The organism is Pseudomonas sp. R84 (genome assembly GCF_009834515.1).
In the GTDB taxonomy this organism is placed as follows: domain Bacteria; phylum Pseudomonadota; class Gammaproteobacteria; order Pseudomonadales; family Pseudomonadaceae; genus Aquipseudomonas.
In genome coordinates this window covers 3,548,973-3,566,173 of the sequence record NZ_CP019426.1, presented here as the reverse complement: position 1 = coordinate 3,566,173, position 17,201 = coordinate 3,548,973, and the positions used below count along the sequence as shown (strand labels likewise).

General features: G+C 59.6%; 13 protein-coding genes. 8 read left to right on the top strand and 5 right to left on the bottom strand.

Annotated features, from left to right (window positions below; all coding sequences use genetic code 11):
- From PspR84_RS15730 to PspR84_RS15720, 3 genes are all read left to right on the top strand, one after another.
- Positions 1 to 1,689 carry a polyurethanase gene (locus PspR84_RS15730; RefSeq protein WP_160058001.1) on the top strand — a complete coding sequence of 563 codons (1,689 nt, stop codon included), beginning with the start codon at positions 1 to 3 and terminating at the stop codon, positions 1,687 to 1,689.
- Between the two features lie 198 nt (positions 1,690 to 1,887).
- A complete protein-coding gene (locus PspR84_RS15725; protein ID WP_160058000.1) occupies positions 1,888 to 3,741 on the top strand; it encodes a polyurethanase in 1,854 nt (617 codons plus the stop codon).
- A 240-nt stretch (positions 3,742 to 3,981) separates the two neighbouring features.
- On the top strand, positions 3,982 to 4,356 hold the full coding sequence (locus PspR84_RS15720; protein WP_160057999.1) for a hypothetical protein: 375 nt from the start codon (positions 3,982 to 3,984) through the stop codon (positions 4,354 to 4,356).
- A gap of 112 nt (positions 4,357 to 4,468) precedes the next feature.
- On the opposite strand, the gene PspR84_RS15715 is transcribed toward PspR84_RS15720, so the two are convergent.
- Positions 4,469 to 4,693 (bottom strand): YgdI/YgdR family lipoprotein, encoded by a 225-nt coding sequence (locus PspR84_RS15715; protein WP_150706623.1) that lies wholly within the window; start codon positions 4,691 to 4,693, stop codon positions 4,469 to 4,471.
- A gap of 194 nt (positions 4,694 to 4,887) precedes the next feature.
- Here PspR84_RS15715 and PspR84_RS15710 point away from each other — a divergent pair, with 194 nt between their 5' ends.
- The 4 genes from PspR84_RS15710 to PspR84_RS15695 all read left to right on the top strand — a co-directional run bounded on the left by PspR84_RS15710 (position 4,888) and on the right by PspR84_RS15695 (position 11,394).
- Positions 4,888 to 6,540 (top strand): VRR-NUC domain-containing protein, encoded by a 1,653-nt coding sequence (locus PspR84_RS15710; protein ID WP_160057998.1) that lies wholly within the window; start codon positions 4,888 to 4,890, stop codon positions 6,538 to 6,540.
- Positions 6,537 to 8,855, top strand: coding sequence for an ATP-dependent DNA helicase (locus PspR84_RS15705; RefSeq protein ID WP_160057997.1), 2,319 nt, complete (start codon positions 6,537 to 6,539; stop codon positions 8,853 to 8,855). The genes PspR84_RS15710 and PspR84_RS15705 overlap by 4 nt, the downstream gene beginning before the upstream one ends.
- Positions 8,856 to 8,860: 5 nt before the next feature.
- Positions 8,861 to 10,780 carry a PAS domain-containing sensor histidine kinase gene (locus PspR84_RS15700; protein WP_160057996.1) on the top strand — a complete coding sequence of 640 codons (1,920 nt, stop codon included), beginning with the start codon at positions 8,861 to 8,863 and terminating at the stop codon, positions 10,778 to 10,780.
- 77 nt (positions 10,781 to 10,857) lie between these two features.
- Positions 10,858 to 11,394 carry a hypothetical protein gene (locus tag PspR84_RS15695; RefSeq protein ID WP_016983364.1) on the top strand — a complete coding sequence of 179 codons (537 nt, stop codon included), beginning with the start codon at positions 10,858 to 10,860 and terminating at the stop codon, positions 11,392 to 11,394.
- 256 nt (positions 11,395 to 11,650) lie between these two features.
- Here the strand turns inward: PspR84_RS15695 and PspR84_RS15690 are convergent, their stop codons facing one another.
- Positions 11,651 to 11,947 (bottom strand): hypothetical protein, encoded by a 297-nt coding sequence (locus tag PspR84_RS15690; RefSeq protein ID WP_064389907.1) that lies wholly within the window; start codon positions 11,945 to 11,947, stop codon positions 11,651 to 11,653.
- 187 nt (positions 11,948 to 12,134) lie between these two features.
- The gene (locus PspR84_RS15685) at positions 12,135 to 13,478 is read right to left on the bottom strand and encodes a cation:proton antiporter (RefSeq protein WP_160057995.1); all 1,344 of its coding nucleotides are present in this window, start codon (positions 13,476 to 13,478) and stop codon (positions 12,135 to 12,137) included.
- 416 nt (positions 13,479 to 13,894) lie between these two features.
- Here PspR84_RS15685 and PspR84_RS15680 point away from each other — a divergent pair, with 416 nt between their 5' ends.
- Positions 13,895 to 14,890: an IS110 family transposase gene (locus PspR84_RS15680; protein ID WP_160057007.1), complete on the top strand. Its 996-nt coding sequence runs from the start codon at positions 13,895 to 13,897 to the stop codon at positions 14,888 to 14,890.
- A gap of 30 nt (positions 14,891 to 14,920) precedes the next feature.
- On the opposite strand, the gene PspR84_RS15675 is transcribed toward PspR84_RS15680, so the two are convergent.
- Entirely contained in the window at positions 14,921 to 15,778 is an 858-nt protein-coding gene (locus tag PspR84_RS15675) for a glucose 1-dehydrogenase (RefSeq protein WP_160057994.1), read from the bottom strand.
- Positions 15,779 to 15,990: 212 nt separating this feature from the next.
- A complete protein-coding gene (locus tag PspR84_RS15670) occupies positions 15,991 to 17,145 on the bottom strand; it encodes a PatB family C-S lyase (protein WP_160057993.1) in 1,155 nt (384 codons plus the stop codon).
- Positions 17,146 to 17,201: the final 56 nt, after the last annotated feature.

The window sequence follows — 17,201 nt, the reverse complement described above, 5'->3', positions numbered from 1 at the left end:
ATGGGACTGTTCGATTATAAAAATGCCGATGGCAAAGCGTTGTACAGCGACGCCATCGCACTGACGCTGTATGCCTACACGCCGACCGGCAAACCTCTGCCGGCCACCGCTTGGGCACCGGTCACGGCGACGGCACTGGGTTATCAGGGCAAGGTCGGGCCGCAGGGCACGTTCTTTGGCGAGAAGGACGGCTTTACCAGCGCCGAAGCCGAAGTGCTTGGCAAATACGACGCCGCCGGCAAACTGATCGGCATCGGCGTGGCCTTTCGTGGCACCGGTGGGCTGGGTTACAGCGACACCTTCGGCGACCTGAAAAACAATCTGCTGGCCGCCATCGGGCCGTCGGATTACGCGAGCAATTACGCGAAAAACGCCTTCGACAATCTGCTAAAGGCTGTCGCCGCGTTCGCGATTGCCAATGGCATCGCCGCCAAGGACGTGCTGATCAGTGGCCACAGCCTCGGCGGGCTCGGCGTCAACAGCGTGGCCGAGTTGAGCGCGAGCAACTGGGGCGGTTTCTTCAAGGACGCCAACTACATCACCTTCGCCTCGCCAACCCAAAGCAGCACCGGCAACAACGTGCTCAATATCGGTTACGAAAACGACCCGGTGTTCCGCGTGCTCGACGGCACCACGTTCAGCAGCGCCTCGATGGGCAAACACGACAAGCCGCACGATTCGACGACCGACAACATCGTCAATTTCAACGACAACTACGCGTCCACCGCGCAGAACCTGGTGCCGTTCAGCATCATCAATCCGCTGAACTGGTCGGCCCACAGCTCGCTGGGCTATGCCGATGGCTTGAATCGGGTGATCGATTCGAAGTTCTACAACCTGACGCATAAAGACTCGACGATCATCGTCTCCAACCTGGAAGAAGCTTCTCGCGGCAAGACCTGGGTTGAAGATCTTGGCCGCAGCGGTGAGCCGCACACCGGCAGCACCTTCATCATCGGCACGCAAAGCAACGACTGGCTCAAGGGCGGCGCGGGCAACGACTTCCTTGAAGGCCTGGGCGGCGATGACCGTTTCCGTGATGACGGCGGCTACAACATCCTGCTCGGTGGCCAGGGCCACAACACCTTCGAACTGCAAAAGCCGCTGCAGAACTTCAGCTTCGCCAACGACGGGGACGGCACGCTGTACGTGCGCGACGCCTACGGCGGCATCAGCATGACCCGCGACATCGGCGCGCTGGTGAGCAAGGAGTCGGGTTCGTGGTGGGGCAGCAAGGAAATCACCTGGGGCGTCACGGCCAAGGGTTTGACCAACGGCAACGAGCTGACCCAGTACAACCATTCACTCAGCGGCGATGGCTACGGCAATGCGCTGCACGCCACGGCTGATGGTGACTGGCTGTTCGGCCTCGGTGGCGATGACAAGCTGATCAGCGACAAGGGCGATGTGACCTTTGTCGGTGGCGCGGGCAATGACGTGATGACCGCCGTGGGTGGCAACAACACCTTCCTGTTCAGCGGCGCGTTCGGTTTCGATGCCATCAACGGCTATCAGGGCAGCGACAAACTGGTGTTCATGGGCGTCGAAGGCGCGGGGCAGGGCTACGACTACAAGCAACACGCGGCGCAGACCGGCAGCGATACCGTGCTGAAGATTGGCGACTATGCCGTGACCCTGATCGGGGTTGGAGTAGCTAACCTGTCGGACTCGGCGTTCGTGTTCGCCTAGTAATCCCTGTAGGAGTGAGCCTGCTCGCGATAGCGGTGTGTCAGACGAAGAAATGCAAACTGACACACCGCTATCGCGAGCAGGCTCACTCCTACATTAAAAGCTATTCGTAGTTTCTGAAATGCTCCGGGGCGTCCCCGTGGGGCGCCCTGGCTGTGAGCTATCTCTAACAATTCCAACAAGAGAGAGGCAATAGCAATGGGTGTGTATGACTACAAGAACTTCGGCACAGCCGATTCCAAGGCGTTGTTCAGCGATGCCATGGCGATCACGCTGTATTCCTATCACAACCTCGATAACGGCTTTGCCGCCGGTTATCAGCACAACGGTTTCGGCCTCGGGCTGCCTGCGACATTGGTCACGGCGCTGCTCGGCGGCACCGATTCGCAAGGTGTCATCCCCGGCATTCCGTGGAATCCCGACTCGGAAAAACTCGCCCTCGACGCCGTGAAACAGGCCGGCTGGACGCCGATCACGGCCTCGCAACTGGGCTATGACGGCAAGACCGATGCGCGGGGAACCTTCTTCGGCGAGAAGGCCGGTTACACCACCGCGCAAGTGGAAATCCTCGGCAAGTACGACGCCCAGGGCCATCTCACCGAACTCGGCATTGCCTTTCGCGGCACTAGCGGCCCGCGGGAAAACCTGATCCTCGACTCCATCGGCGACGTGATCAACGACCTGCTCGCCGCGTTCGGTCCCAAGGATTACGCGAAGAATTACGTCGGTGAAGCCTTCGGCAATCTGCTCAATGACGTGGTGGCATTTGCCAAGGCCAACGGCCTTAGCGGCAAGGACGTTCTCGTCAGTGGTCACAGCCTCGGTGGTCTGGCGGTCAACAGCATGGCGGATCTGAGTGGCGGCAAGTGGGGCGGTTTCTTTGCCGATTCCAACTACATCGCCTACGCCTCGCCAACCCAAAGCAGCACCGACAAAGTGCTCAACGTCGGCTACGAAAACGACCCGGTGTTCCGCGCCCTCGACGGCTCGACTTTTACCGGTGCCTCGATCGGCGTGCACGATGCACCGAAAGAGTCGGCCACCGACAACATCGTCAGCTTCAACGATCACTACGCCTCGACCGCGTGGAATCTGCTGCCGTACTCGATCCTCAACATTCCCACCTGGATCTCGCACTTGCCGACCGCTTACGGCGACGGCATGAACCGGGTGATCGACTCAAAATTCTATGACCTGACCAGCCGCGACTCGACGATCATCGTCGCCAACCTCTCGGACCCGGCGCGGGGCAACACCTGGGTGCAGGACCTCAACCGTAACGCTGAAACCCACAAGGGCAGCACGTTCATCATCGGCAGCGACGGCAATGATTTGATCCAGGGCGGCAGCGGCAACGATTATCTGGAAGGTCGCGCCGGCAATGACACCTTCCGCGATGGCGGTGGCTACAACGTCATTCTTGGCGGGCAGGGCAACAACACCCTCGATCTGCAAAGCGCGGTAAAAAACTTCGACTTCGCCAATGACGGTGCCGGCAATTTGTACGTGCGCGACGCCAACGGCGGGATCAGCATCACCCGCGACATAGGCAGCATTGTCACTAAGGAACCGGGCTTTCTCTGGGGCCTGTTCAAGGACGATGTGACCCACAGCGTCACGGCCAGCGGCTTGAAGGTCGGCAACAACGTCACTGCGTACGAGTCCAGCGTCAAAGGCACCAGCGGCGTCGATACGTTGAAGGCACATGCCGGTGGTGACTGGTTGTTCGGGCTGGACGGCAACGATCACCTGATTGGCGGCGCGGGCAATGACGTGTTTGTCGGCGGTGCCGGTAATGACCTGATGGAATCGGGGGGCGGGGCGGATACGTTTCTGTTCAACGGTGCGTTCGGGCAGGACCGGGTGGTCGGCTTCACGTCCAATGACAAACTGGTGTTTCTTGGTGTGCAGGGGGTGTTGCCGGCGGAGGATTTCCGGGCTCATGCTGCGACTGTCGGGCAGGACACGGTGCTGACGTTTGGCAATGATTCGGTGACGTTGGTCGGGGTGTCGCTTAATAGCTTGAGTGCTGACGGTGTTGTGATCGCCTGAGGTCGATGGGGCGCCGGTAAGGGCCCCTTCGCGAGCAGGCTCGCTCCCACAGGGGATTTGTAAACGACGCAGATCCAGTGTGGGAGCGAGCCTGCTCGCGAAGAACGATAACGCGGTTTAAAAAGTGACTCGATGGCCACGACCTGACTCAAACCCCTGCAAAACAGGAAATGCGGCCTAAAGCCAGCACGTGCACACACGTTCTATAGCTAGCCGCCATTGAGTACAGGAGATTCAAACGTGAAAGGTTTCAAGGGGTATGTCGGGTTTGTTGCATTGGCGCTGTGTTCGGCCAATGTCTGCGCCGATCTGCCTCAAAGTTCGATTCTGAGCCGTTACGGCATCACCACCGACCAATTGCCGAGCCCGCCGAAAACCGAGGCAGTCGAACCGGTCGAAGAGAAGAGCCGCTTTCAGATTCAGCCCGAACAACCGTTCGTGACCCTGCGTCTGGGTGACGGCAAACAGCCGCAGACCACCGGCAATCTGAGCATCGATCGCATGGCGCAACAGGATCTGGAACGCTGCCGGCGCTTGCAGGGTGAAGTGGTCAAGCGCGGTGGCACGTACATGCCGTGCGACGGTAGCCTGCCGGGTATGCCGACCTTCGAATAACACGCAATTCCTGTGTAGGAGCTGCCGAAGGCTGCGATCTTTTGAGGTTGATTTTCAAGATCCGGATCAAAAGATCGCAGCCTTCGGTAGCTCCTACAGAGTTCGCGGGGTGTCAATCTTCCTCGCGAACCGTGGCCACTTCATCGGCACGGACCTTGACCTTGGACCCGGAAATATCCTCGAACTCATAGAAGCCGTCCTTGGTTTTGGTCTTCGGCATGTCCTTGGTCAGATACTGGGTGCCGTTCTGCAGGGTGACCACCGTCGGCGTCGAGCAACCGGCCAGTGCCAGTGCGGCGGCGATGGCGAAAGGGATGCCCAGTGACTTGATTTTCATACCCACCTCTAAATCCTCATTCGATGTGATGCCGAGCATTGTCGGCCTTCTAACGCGGTTGGTGCCATCCCCGGGGGAAAAGTTCGATAGCCCGGTGAAAAAATGCCATTGATCATTTTTCGTTTGCACCGGGCGGCTCACAGCTGTTATCTGTATGCATAACCAGTACTCGTTCGCCATGGCCCAGAATTCCCGTGACTGCCAATCCCCTCGACGACCCGTTCTATTACCTTAACAACTTCCGGCAAGTGCTTGATTGGCTTGAATTTCGCTATGCCGATGTGATGAGCGAGACGGAACACGCATTCATCCGCGACTTCAACGCCTTGCCCCGCCCGAGTCAGGGGCTGCTGGTGCGGATGGTGATGCGCAAGGGCGTGCACTTTCGTGCCGGCAAACTCAATTACGTTGAGATCGGTGACATCGTCGAGGCCGCGCAACCCTTGCTGGAACAAGGCTGGATCGACGAGCACGCGCCGCTGGCCCTCGCCGAGTTGTTCGACGTGTTGCTCAAGGCCGAGATCCTGCAAGCGTTTGCAGCCTTTATCGAGCAGCCCAAGGGCCGCAAGGACGATTGGCTGCCAGTACTGGCCGAGCAGTTTGCAGACACCCGCAGCCTGCGCGACTGGGCGCCGCTGCTCGATGACCGCTTGTTCAGCCTGACCATCATGGACCTGTGCGACCGCTTGCGTCTGATGTTCTTCGGCAACCTGTATCAGGACTGGTCGGAATTCGTCCTCGCCGATCTGGGCATTTTCACCTATGAAAAAGTCGAGTTCTGCGCCGACTCGCGAGGCCTGCGCAGCCGTGAAGACGTCGACGCCTGCGTGTTCCTGCACAATTGCCAATTGCGCTTCGAGGCCGGCGAGCCGCTGCAAACCATCGCCGAGCAAGTCAATGCCTTGCACTTCGACAACCCGTGGCTGCAACGCCGGCGTGGCAAGGTGCTGTTCCAGATCGGCCAGTATTGCGAGCGCATCACCGAGTTCGCCCTGGCCCTGAGCATTTACCGCGACTGCGCCTATCCCGGCGCCCGTTTGCGCATGATTCGCGTGCTGGAACGCAGTGGCGAATACCCGTTGGCGCTGGAGCTCGCGACGCTGGCGGAACAAGCGCCGGAAAGCGCCGCCGAGCAGCAAGGCCTGCAACGGATATTGCCAAGGGTGCGGCGCAAACTCGGCGGCCCGCCGCTCAAGCGTGCCGCCGCCAGACCGGTCGAGCGTCTGGACCTGCAATTGCCGCGCAGCGATCCCGGGTTGTCCGTGGAGTTTTACGTGCAGGCGCATCTGCACGATGACGAGGGACCGGTGCATTACGTGGAAAACAGCCTGATCAACTCGCTGTTCGGCCTGTTGTGCTGGCCGGCGATTTTCGCGCCGTTGCCCGGGGCGTTCTTTCACCCGTTCCAGCGTGGCCCGGTGGACCTGCTCAACGAAGACTTCCAGCAACGCCGCGCCGAGCTGTTTGAGGCGTGTCTGAGTGAACTCGACGACGGCCGCTATGCCGCGACCATTCGCCAGCGCTTTGTCGAAAAATGGGGCATCCAGTCGCCATTCGTGTTCTGGGGTGCCATGAATGAACAACTGCTGGAGCAAGCGCTGGCCTGTCTGCCGGCCGAACACCTCAAGCATTGGTTCAACCGTTTATTGCTCGATATCAAGGCCAACCGTGCCGGCATGCCTGACCTGATCCAGTTCTGGCCGCAGCACAAAACTTACCGAATGATTGAAGTGAAAGGCCCCGGCGATCGCTTGCAGGACAACCAGCTGCGCTGGCTTGAGTTCTGTCACCAACACCAAATGCCGGTGGCCGTGTGTTATGTGCAATGGGCGGAGCAGAGCGCTTGAGCTACAGCATTGCCGTGCGCGCACTGTGCGAGTTCACCGCCAAGACCGGCGACCTCGACCTGCGCTTCACCCCATCACCCACGGCGCTGGAAGGCATCGCCGGTCATCGCACCGTAGCCTCACGGCGCAGCGAGAAATACCAAAGCGAAGTGGCACTGGAAGGCGAGTTCCGGCAATTGAAGGTCAAGGGCAGGGCGGACGGCTACGACCCGGCGCAAACCTGCCTGGAAGAAGTCAAAACCTACCGTGGCGATCTGAGCAAACAACCGGCCAATCACCGCCAGTTGCACTGGGCGCAGGCGAAGATCTACGGCTGGTTGATGTGCCGCAAACTCAAGCTGGAACAGATCAATCTGGCGTTGGTGTACTTCGATATCGTCAGCGAGAAGGAAACCTGTCTGGTCGAAGCGTTCAACGCAGATGCGTTGAAAGGGTTTTTCGAACAGCAATGCACACTGTTCCTGCAATGGGCGGAACAGGAAATGGCCCATCGCGAAGCGCGCAATCTGGCCGCGCAACAACTGGCGTTTCCCCATGCCGATTTTCGTCCGGGTCAGCGGCATCTGGCCGAGTCGGTGTTCAAGGCTGTCAGCACCGGGCGCTGCCTGATGGCCCAGGCACCGACCGGCATCGGCAAAACCCTTGGCACGCTGTTCCCGATGCTCAAAGCCCTGGCGCCGCAGCAACTGGACAAGGTGTTCTTCCTCACCGCCAAGACACCGGGGCGCAAACTGGCGCTGGATGCCAGTCAGGTGTTGTTCGACCAGTCGCCAGCCTTGCCCTTGCGGGTGTTGGAAATGGTCGCCCGCGACAAGGCCTGCGAACACCCGGACAAAGCGTGCCACGGCGAGTCCTGTCCGTTGGCCCAAGGCTTTTATGATCGCTTGCCCGCCGCCCGTGAAGCGGCCAGTCGACTCCAGTTGCTCGATCAAGTGGCCATGCGCGAGGTCGCCGCGCAACATGCGGTGTGCCCGTATTATCTGAGTCAGGAGATGGCCCGTTGGGTGGACGTGGTCATCGCTGACTACAACTATTACTTCGACTTCAGCGCCATGCTCTTCGGTCTCGCCCAGCTCAACCAATGGAAAGTCGCGGTACTGGCGGACGAGGCGCACAACCTCGTCGAGCGGGGCCGGCAGATGTACAGCGCCAGTCTCGATCAGTTCACCTTGGGCAGCGTGCGCAAAACCGCGCCGGCGGCGCTGAAAAACTCCCTGCAACGGATCAACCGTGAATGGAACGCCCTGCATGCGCCGCAACTGGCGGCCTATCAGGCTTACGACAAGGCTCCGGAAAAACTCCTGCAAGCGATTTCGCTGTGTTGCGCCGCGATTGGCGATTACCTCAATGACCATCCGCAGGGTCTCGACAGTGCCTTGCAGAATTTCTACTTCGACCTGCTGCAGTTCGCCCGGGTGGCGGAGCTGTATGACGAGCATTACCTTTTCGACATCAGCAAGCGTGACCTCGAGCGTAAAAAGCCGCTGTCGCAGTTGTGCCTGCGCAACGTGGTGCCGGCCGCGTTCATCGGCCCACGCCTGAAAGCGGCGCGCAGCAGCGTGCTGTTCTCCGCCACCCTCAGCCCGCGCCACTATTACGCTGACTTGCTCGGTACGCCCGCCGATACCGTGTGGATCGATGTCGAATCGCCGTTTTGCGCCGAACAATTGCAGGTGCAGATCGTCAGCCGCATCTCGACGCGCTTCAACCATCGTCAGGCGTCGCTGGAGCCGATCGTCGAATTGATCGCGCGGCAGTTCAGCGAGCGCCCGGGCAACTATCTGGCGTTTTTCAGCAGCTTCGATTATCTGCAACAAGTGGCGTCGTTACTCGCCGAGCGCTATCCGCACATCACCCTCTGGCAGCAATCGCGGGGAATGCTCGAAGGCGCACGACAGGCCTTTCTCGATCAGTTCACCGCCCACAGCCAAGGCGTCGGCTTTGCCGTGTTGGGTGGGGCATTCGGTGAGGGCATCGATTTACCCGGTGCGCGGCTGATCGGCGCGTTCATTGCCACACTGGGGCTGGCGCAGTTCAATCCCGTCAACGAACAACTGAAATACCGCATGGCGGCGATCTTCGGCGCCGGTTACGACTACACCTACCTGTACCCCGGCGTGCAGAAAGTGGTGCAGGCCGCCGGGCGGGTCATCCGTACCCGCGAGGATCGCGGCGTGGTGATGCTGATTGACGATCGCTTCGCCGAGAGCCGGATCAAACAACTGCTGCCGCGTTGGTGGGCAATCAATCATGAGTCGGCCGCTTCCCAATTCGCCGGATTGACGCATACTTCCGATCATGACAATGGCTGGTGAGTGTGATGAGCGAGAAAAACAAGACCGCGGCGATCGAAGAGATGCGTTTTCGTCTGCTGATCGATGCGGTGGTCGACTATGCGATCTACATGATCGATCCCGACGGCATTATCACCAGTTGGAACTCCGGCGCCAAACGCTTCAAGGGCTACGAAGAAGCGGAAATCCTCGGCGAACATTTCTCCCGCTTTTATACCGCTGACGACCGCGCCGCCGGTCTGCCGCAACGGGCGCTTGATACGGCGATCCGTGAAGGGCGTTTCGAAGGCGAGGGCTGGCGGGTGCGCAAGGACGGCACCAACTTCTGGTCGCACGTGGTGATCGATCCGATCATTGATCCCAGCGGCAAGTTGCTCGGTTTCGCCAAGATCACCCGCGACCTGACCGACCGCAAAATGGCCGAGGAAACCCTCAAGCAAAGCGAACAGCAATTCCGCTTGCTGGTGCAGGGCGTCACCGATTACGCGATCTACATGCTCAGCCCCGAAGGTCGGGTCAGCAACTGGAACCAGGGCGCCCAGCGGATCAAGGGCTATCTGCCGGCAGAAATCATCGGCCAGCACTTTTCGATCTTTTACACCCCCGAAGACCGCGAACTCGGCGAGCCGCAACGGGCGCTGGAAATCGCCACCCGCGAGGGCCGCTTCGAGAACAAGAGCTGGCGCATGCGCAAGGACGGCACGCGGTTTCTCGCTCATGTGGTGGTCGATGCGATTCGTGGTGACACCGGCACATTGCTCGGTTTTGCCAAGATCACCCGCGACATCACCGAAGCCCACCAGGCGCAACAGGCGCTGGAGAAAACCCGTGAAGCGCTGTTCCAGGCGCAGAAGATGCAGGCCATCGGTCAGCTCAGCGGTGGCATCGCCCATGACTTCAATAATCTGCTGACGGTGATTCTCGGTAATCTGGAAATCGTGCAAAAGCGCATGGGCGACGATGCGAAAATCAGCCGCCTGCTGGAAAACGCCACTCAGGGCGCACTGCGCGGTGTGTCACTGACCCAGCGCATGCTGGCCTTCGCCCGCCGTCAGGAACTGAAAACCGAGTCGGTCGATATTGCGCAACTGGTCCAGGGCATTACTGGGTTGTTGCGCAGCTCCCTCGGTCCGGGTATCCGCATCGACACACGGTTTCCCGAAGATCTGGAGCCGGTGCTGGCGGACACCAATCAGCTGGAACTGGCCTTGCTCAACCTGGCAACCAACGCCCGCGACGCCATGCCCGACGGTGGCGCGGTGAGCATCACTGCTGAACCGCAAGTGGTGCTCGAACTGGGGCATTCGGATCTGCCGGCGGGGCGTTATGTTTGTCTCAGTGTGATCGATACCGGCGAGGGCATGGACGAGCACACCCTGGCCTCGGCCAGAGATCCGTTTTTCACCACCAAAGGCCTGGGCAAGGGCACCGGGCTGGGCTTGTCGATGGTCCACGGTTTTATGGAGCAACTCGGGGGGCGCTTCATTCTCAAGAGTGAAAAGGCCCAGGGCACCACGGCCGAACTGTGGATCCCGGTGGCCGTCGAGGGCATGATCAGCAAGCCGCTGCTTCCGCCCGCCGAACCGGTGACGGTGCCACGACTCAGCGTGTTGGTGGTGGATGACGATTCGCTGGTGTTGACCAGTACCAGCCTGCTGCTTGAAGACCTCGGCCATCGGGTGGTCAGTGCGACGTCCGGGGCACGGGCGCTGGCATTGTTCGATCAGGGTGAAGTCATCGACCTGATGATCACCGACATGGCCATGCCGCAGATGAGTGGCGCGCAACTGGCCCATGCGGTGCGTCTGCTCAAACCGGATCTGCCAATTATCCTGGCCACCGGTTACGCCGAGCGTCTGGAAGGTTTCGCCGCGCAACTGCCACGCCTGCCCAAGCCGTTCACGCAAATGAATCTGGTGGCGATCATTGCTCAATCGATGAAGTGAGGCGCCGGTCAATCCGGCTGAACTTGCGCGCCAACGGGGGCTTCTAAACATTTTCCCCACCCCGGAGCCTGCGTCTTTTGTCTCGCATACTGACTGAGCCAACCGCTGAAGAAACCCTGACCGAACATGACGCCAAGATGTTCGGCTCGCCCAAGGAACGGCTGGATTTCTATCGGCGGGAGATCCAGTACGAAACCAGCATCCTCGCCAACCGCACCGATGCCTATCTGGCGGCGCAGTCGTTTCTGGTGATTGCCTTTGCGTCCTGCATGGCCAATCTCAACCCGGAGTGGGGCAAGTTATTTACGTTGGTGGTGCCGCCGTTTCTCGCCTTGCTCGGACTGCTCAGCTCGCTGAACGCCTGGCCGGGGATTCGCGCGGCGTACGACATCATCGATCACTGGCATTTCAAACAGAGCCACTTGCTGCACAGCGAGCCGCTGATGGGCCTGGCGTATGACGAATCGCCGCTGTTCAGCGAAATGGAGTCGAGCCACAAGGGTTATCGCAAGTCGCTGCTGTTTTCGGTGCGTACGCCTTGGATCTTTGCGACGTTTTGGGTGTTGTTGGGGAGTTATGCGGTGTTTATTCAGGTGACCAATCCGGGGGGATGACTGGTCAGTCTTCACGTAAAAGCCCGGCTCATGTAGCCGGGCTTTTTCATTTTGGCTGGATTTTGTGGTGCACTTCAGATCGATCCCCCTCACCCCAGCCCTCTCCCCCAAAGGGGGCGAGGGGGAAGGGAGCAGATCTTCGTCGTGGTCAAAATCTGCGTTCAACTCGGTATCTCAAGTCGGTGTACCTCAACCAATTCACCGCGGTCAGTTCCCTCTCCCTCCGGGAGAGGGCTAGGGTGAGGGGCTGTCTGGCTCACTCCACCGTCTCAAGCTCTCGACGCAACGCCACCGAGTTCTGCGACGACATCGGGATCGGCGGAAAATCCTCGTTCAACACGCACAAATGATCGATGGCATCTTCAAACATCGAATCGGCTTTCTTGCGCAGCGCGCGATAGCGCTCAAACTGTTCGATGTCCAGATCCTTAACGTCAAGCAGCGCATTGGCCGCGCGGTTGAGGGTGTGGGCGTTATCGAACAATTGACGATTGCGTTCCAGAGCCAGTGCTCTGCAAGCCTTGATTTGTGCCGGAGTCGAGCATTCTTTCATGACCGTAACCTTATTCTTCAAGGATTCCTTCAACAGGCTTAAACGCCGCAGTGGAACCGAACCTGCCGGGCCCCGCCGGATGCATCTGGCGAGGGGTTATGCTTGTGACTGCCAGCGATTACCCCGCGATCCATTTTTTTACAGAAAGAAGTTCGATCAATTTCCTGATGAAAACTGTAATCAATAATCAGGTTTTTTGTTTTTTACGCTGTTCGTAGCGGGCGAGGATCGGTTGCGTGCTGATGCCGTGGACCAAGATGCTTAATGCCACCACCGACAGGGTCAGGTCGGTACACACGCTGGCCACCGTGTCGGTCAGCCCATGATTCAAGGCATAAAACAGATAGAACAGGCTGCCGATCCCGCGAATGCCAAACCAGCCGATCAATAGCCGTTGCCGTCCTTCCATCAGTGCGCCCCAAGGCATCAGCGTGACGCAGGCCGGGCGGATCAGGCAGAACAGCACGCCGCCGACCAGCAACGCCCGCCAATCCCAGTGCGCCACCAGCACCACGCCGAGCAGGGTCACCAGAAACACTTCCATGGCGCGTTCGACCAGACTGCCGAACGACAACATATCGCCCATCATGATCCCGGCGGCGACCTGGCTGCTTTCCAGGCGTTCGGTGTCACCGTGCACCGCGTGTTGCGGTTCGACGTTCTGATGGCCGACTACCGGTTGCACCAGATGCTCGGCGGGCGGTTGGCTGGCGCCGGTAGATTTGACTTCAACCTGACGCAAGCCCAAACCAGCGGCGAACACCGAGAGAAAGCCATAGCCGCCAATCGCCTCGGCGATGACGTAGGCCAGGGCAATCAGCGACAACGCCAGATAATCATTGGGGCTGAGCGTGCTGTCGTCATTGTGGATACGCAGCGATAAAGTCACGCGGCCAATACCGCGCCCCATCCAGTATCCAGTGAGCAATCCGGCGGGCACCGCCCACAATAAACTGCGCAAGACCCAGCCCTGCCAGTCGGCTGCAGAACCGTCGCCGTGGATCAGCAACAAGCCGAGAATCACAAAAGGAAAGGCCACCCCGTCATTGAGCCCAGCCTCACCGGACAGGCCGAAACGCACACTGTCGACATCTCGGGCATCGTTGACCTGCACCAGCGCCGCCAGCACCGGGTCGGTCGGCGCCAGAATCGCGCCAATCAACAGTGACGGCCCCCACGGCAAGCTCAAGCCAAAGTGCAGCAGCAGACAAACGCCGGCGATGGTCAGCACCATCACCGGCCCGGCCAGACCAAAGGCGATCCGCCAACGCTTGTCGCGCAGGGGTAAACGCAATTTCAAACCGCAGACGAACAGGGAAAACAGCACCGCGACTTCCGTTAGATGCTCCATCCACAGGGAGGCATTTTCCAGGGACAGTTTCAGCAAGTCGAGGCCGCTGGGGCCGATGCCGATCCCCAGCAACAGACAAACGGCCGAGGTGGTGACCGGCATCCAGCGCAGGTACGACGAGGTCAGTGCCAGGGTCAGCAGCACGGCGCCGAGCACCGCTACCCACACGATAAAACTCATGATGTGCCGCCCTCAGTGATTAATGACGGCCGCCTGCAGAGACCCTTTCGCTTCTGACGCCGCCACTGTAGGAGCTGCCGCAGACTGCGATCCTTTGACCTTGTTTTTAACATCGAAATCAAAAGATCGCAGCCTGCGGCAGCTCCTTGTATGTTGCCCTCACACCAGTCAATTGAGATCTAAGCTCGCTGGTGCGGACATACGAAGATGTGTTTCTGGGGGAGACCGATCGCTCCTAAAGGCAGGACTTGCTCCTGACCTTGTCTGTAGAGAGGTCCCCCCGCCTCATTGCCCACCACGAAGAGTATCGAGAAGCCGACAAGTCGGACTTCGCATTACAAGGTTGCAGTGGCATGAAGTTCGAGGTCAGGGGAACCAGGATGCATTTCTAACCCAGTTCACTCGGAGTTGAAAGCATGAGCATGCATGTCGGTTTGGATGTGGGGTCTCGCACGACCGCCATGGGCTGGCGCAACGACGGCCGTTTTGCAGGGGCCTGCAACATCGACCAAACACCCGCCGGGCGCAAAGCAGCGGTCAACAGGTTGCTCGAGCTCAAGCCTTTATCCGTAGTGATGGAGGCCACCGGCATCTATTACCTGGATTTGGCCATGGAGCTCACCGCGGCGGGTTTGCCCGTTTCGGTTATCAACCCGAAGAGCTTTCATAACTTTGCCAAGCTGATGCTGAAAAACAGCAAAACCGATGCGATCGATGCCCAGTTGCTAGCCGAATACGGCGAACGCATGAGCCCAAAATTGTGGACGCCGCCCACGACCATACAGTTGGAACTGCGGGCTATCGGAAGGCATATCAATCGTTTGACGTGTCATCGCACCCGAGCCAAGAACGAGCTGCATGCGCTGAAAGCTACTCAAACAACCGTGAAAATGCTGATTGAAGACGAAGAAGAAGCCATTGAAGCTTTTGACAAGCGAATCGAGCGTTTCAGGCTCGCAGGTCGGGCGCTGATCGACAACTGCCCGACGCTAAGCGCCCAGTTTGGGCACATGATCGCAGCGCCGGGCATGGGCGAAATTTCAGTATTTGCGGCACTGGCTGAATTGACGACCTTGCCAGTGACACTTAAGTCCGCGCAGGTCAGCCGACATGCAGGACTCGATGTGCGGCTTACGCAATCAGGTACCAGCATCGATAAACCTGGGCGGATAAGTAAGGGCGGAAACACCTACCTACGTTCAGCGATGTACATGCCAGCGCTGACTGCCATACGTTGCGACAGCAACGTGAAAGCCTTTTACGAAGCGTTGATCGGGCGAGGGAAGAGAAAGATGCAGGCTATCGTCGCCGTCATGCGCAAATACCTGACCGGCTTGTGGGCCTGCATGCGAGCCGGCGAAGATTTCAATACGGCCAAGCTTTTTTGCGCAAAAGATCTCGCAAAAGCTTGACCGTGAACAGAGTATCTACAGTGCGTTTACTCAAAGCATCGGTTTGCCACCGGTGACGCCATAGCGCTGGCCGGTGATGTAACTGGCTTCGTCCGAGGCCAGCAGCACGTAGATCGGCGCGACTTCCACTGGTTGGCCGGGGCGGCCGAGCGGGGTGTTGCCGCCGAAGTTCTGCACTTCTTCATCGGGCATGGTCGAGACGATCAGCGGCGTCCAGATCGGCCCCGGTGCCACGCAGTTCACGCGGATTTCCTTGGGCCCGAGCATCTGCGCCAGGCCGCCGGTGAAATTGGCGATCGCGCCTTTGGTGGTGGCGTAGGCGAGCAGGGTGGGCTTGGGCACGTCCGAGTTGACCGAACTGGTATTGATAATCGACGAGCCGGCGCGCATGTGTTTGATCGCCGCCTGACACAGGCGGAAGATCGCGGTGATGTTGACGTCGAAGGTCATCACCCACTCCTCGTCGGGGATTTCCTCGAAGTTTTCGTGAGTCATCTGGAATGCGGCGTTGTTGACCAGCACGTCGATGCGGCCAAAGCGTTCGACGGTCTTGTCGACCAAGGCCTGGCACTGGGCCTTTTGTGCGATATCGCCCGGTAGCAGCAAGCACTGACGCCCGGCCTGTTCAACCCAGCGCGCGGTTTCCTTGGCGTCTTCGTGTTCATTCAGATAGGCGACCGCAACGTCGGCGCCTTCCCGGGCGAATGCGATGGCCACGGCGCGGCCGATACCGCTGTCGGCGCCGGTGATCAGGGCGATCTTGCCGGCCAGTCGCCCGGAACCGACATAGCTTTGCTCACCGCAATCGGGATAGGGCTCCATTTTGCGCTGCGAACCGGGAACGGCTTGGGCTTGTGCGGGGAAGGGTGGTTTTGGATAGTCGGTCATCGCGGGTCTCCGAGGTCTCAGGGCTGGTATGGGTGGTTGACCCGGGGTGTTTGCCGTGAGTTCGATCGGATTTCCAACGAAGATTTTGCGTGAACATACATTCCCTGTAGGAGTGAGCCTGCTCGCGATAGCGGTATTTCAGTCAACAATGATGTTGAATGTCAGGACGCTATCGCGAGCAGGCTCACTCCTACACGGGGGATGTGGTGCTCTTAAATGTTGCGCTGAGTCAGGGCGCGCTCCATCCGGGCGATGCCTTCTTCCAGTAACGAGCGCGGGCAGCCGAAGTTCAGGCGCACGAACTGCTTATGTTGATCGCCGAAGTCCAGACCGGCGCTGAGGCCCACCTTGCCCTGCTCAAGGAAGAACTGCTGCGGGTTGTCCAGATCCAGCGCCGAGCAATCCAGCCAGGCCAGATACGTGCCCTGCGGTACGTTGATGCTCACGCCCGGCAGGCGGCTGCGCACCGCTTCCACCAACCAGTCACGGTTGGCCTGCAGATAGGTTTTCAACTCGGCCAGCCATGGCGCACCTTCGCTGTAAGCGACGCGGGTGGCTTCCATGCCCAGCGGGTTGACGCTGTCGACCATGCCGCAGCGGGCATGATTGACGCGTTCGCGCAGCGCGGCGTTCTGGATGATCATGAACGAAGTCTTCAAGCCGGCGATGTTGTAGGCCTTGCTCGCCGACATCAGGGTGATGGTGCGCTCGGCGATCTCCGTGCTCAGCGACGCCGTCGGAATATGCACGCGACCGTCGAAGCACAGCTCGGCGTGGATTTCGTCGGAGATGATCCAGGCGTCCTGCGCCGCGCAGATATCGGCCACGGCTTGCAGCTCTTCACGGCCGAAGACCTTGCCGATCGGGTTGTGCGGGTTGCTCAGCAACAGCGCGCCGCCACCGTTCAGCGACTCACGCAGCACGTCGAGCGGCGTCAGGTAAGTACCGTCGGCCTGTGCGACGAATTCCAGCTCAACCTTGTTCAACCCCCAGTGCCCCGGCGCATGGCGCAGCGGCGGATAGTTCGGCACTTGCACCACGACGTTCTGTTGTGGCTGCACCAGCGCTTTCAAAGCCATGTTGAAACCGGACTCGACGCCCGGCAGGAAGATCAGCTCTTGCGGTTTGACCTTCCAGGAAAACTTGTTCCAGAGGTCGGCGACGATGGCTTCACGCAGGTTCTCCTGCGCCACGCTGTAGCCCACCAACGGGTGCAGCAAGCGTTGCTGCAGCGCCTCGATCACCACCGGCGGCGCGGCGAAATCCATATCAGCGACCCACATCGGCAACACGTCGGCCGAATAGCGGCTCCACTTGGTGCTGCCGGTGTTGTGGCGGTCGAATACCTGATCAAAATCGAAAGTCATGCGCGGTCTCGTGAAGGCGGGATTGGTCCTGCGGGCATGATAAACCTACAACCCGT

Coding starts and splice junctions, on each gene's coding strand:
- PspR84_RS15730 (WP_160058001.1), top strand. CDS start 1: ATGGGACTGTTCGATTATAAAAATGCCGATGGCAAAGCGTTGTACAGC.
- PspR84_RS15725 (WP_160058000.1), top strand. CDS start 1,888: ATGGGTGTGTATGACTACAAGAACTTCGGCACAGCCGATTCCAAGGCG.
- PspR84_RS15715 (WP_150706623.1), bottom strand. CDS start 4,693: ATGAAAATCAAGTCACTGGGCATCCCTTTCGCCATCGCCGCCGCACTG.
- PspR84_RS15700 (WP_160057996.1), top strand. CDS start 8,861: ATGAGCGAGAAAAACAAGACCGCGGCGATCGAAGAGATGCGTTTTCGT.
- PspR84_RS15690 (WP_064389907.1), bottom strand. CDS start 11,947: ATGAAAGAATGCTCGACTCCGGCACAAATCAAGGCTTGCAGAGCACTG.
- PspR84_RS15685 (WP_160057995.1), bottom strand. CDS start 13,478: ATGAGTTTTATCGTGTGGGTAGCGGTGCTCGGCGCCGTGCTGCTGACC.
- PspR84_RS15680 (WP_160057007.1), top strand. CDS start 13,895: ATGAGCATGCATGTCGGTTTGGATGTGGGGTCTCGCACGACCGCCATG.
- PspR84_RS15675 (WP_160057994.1), bottom strand. CDS start 15,778: ATGACCGACTATCCAAAACCACCCTTCCCCGCACAAGCCCAAGCCGTT.
- PspR84_RS15670 (WP_160057993.1), bottom strand. CDS start 17,145: ATGACTTTCGATTTTGATCAGGTATTCGACCGCCACAACACCGGCAGC.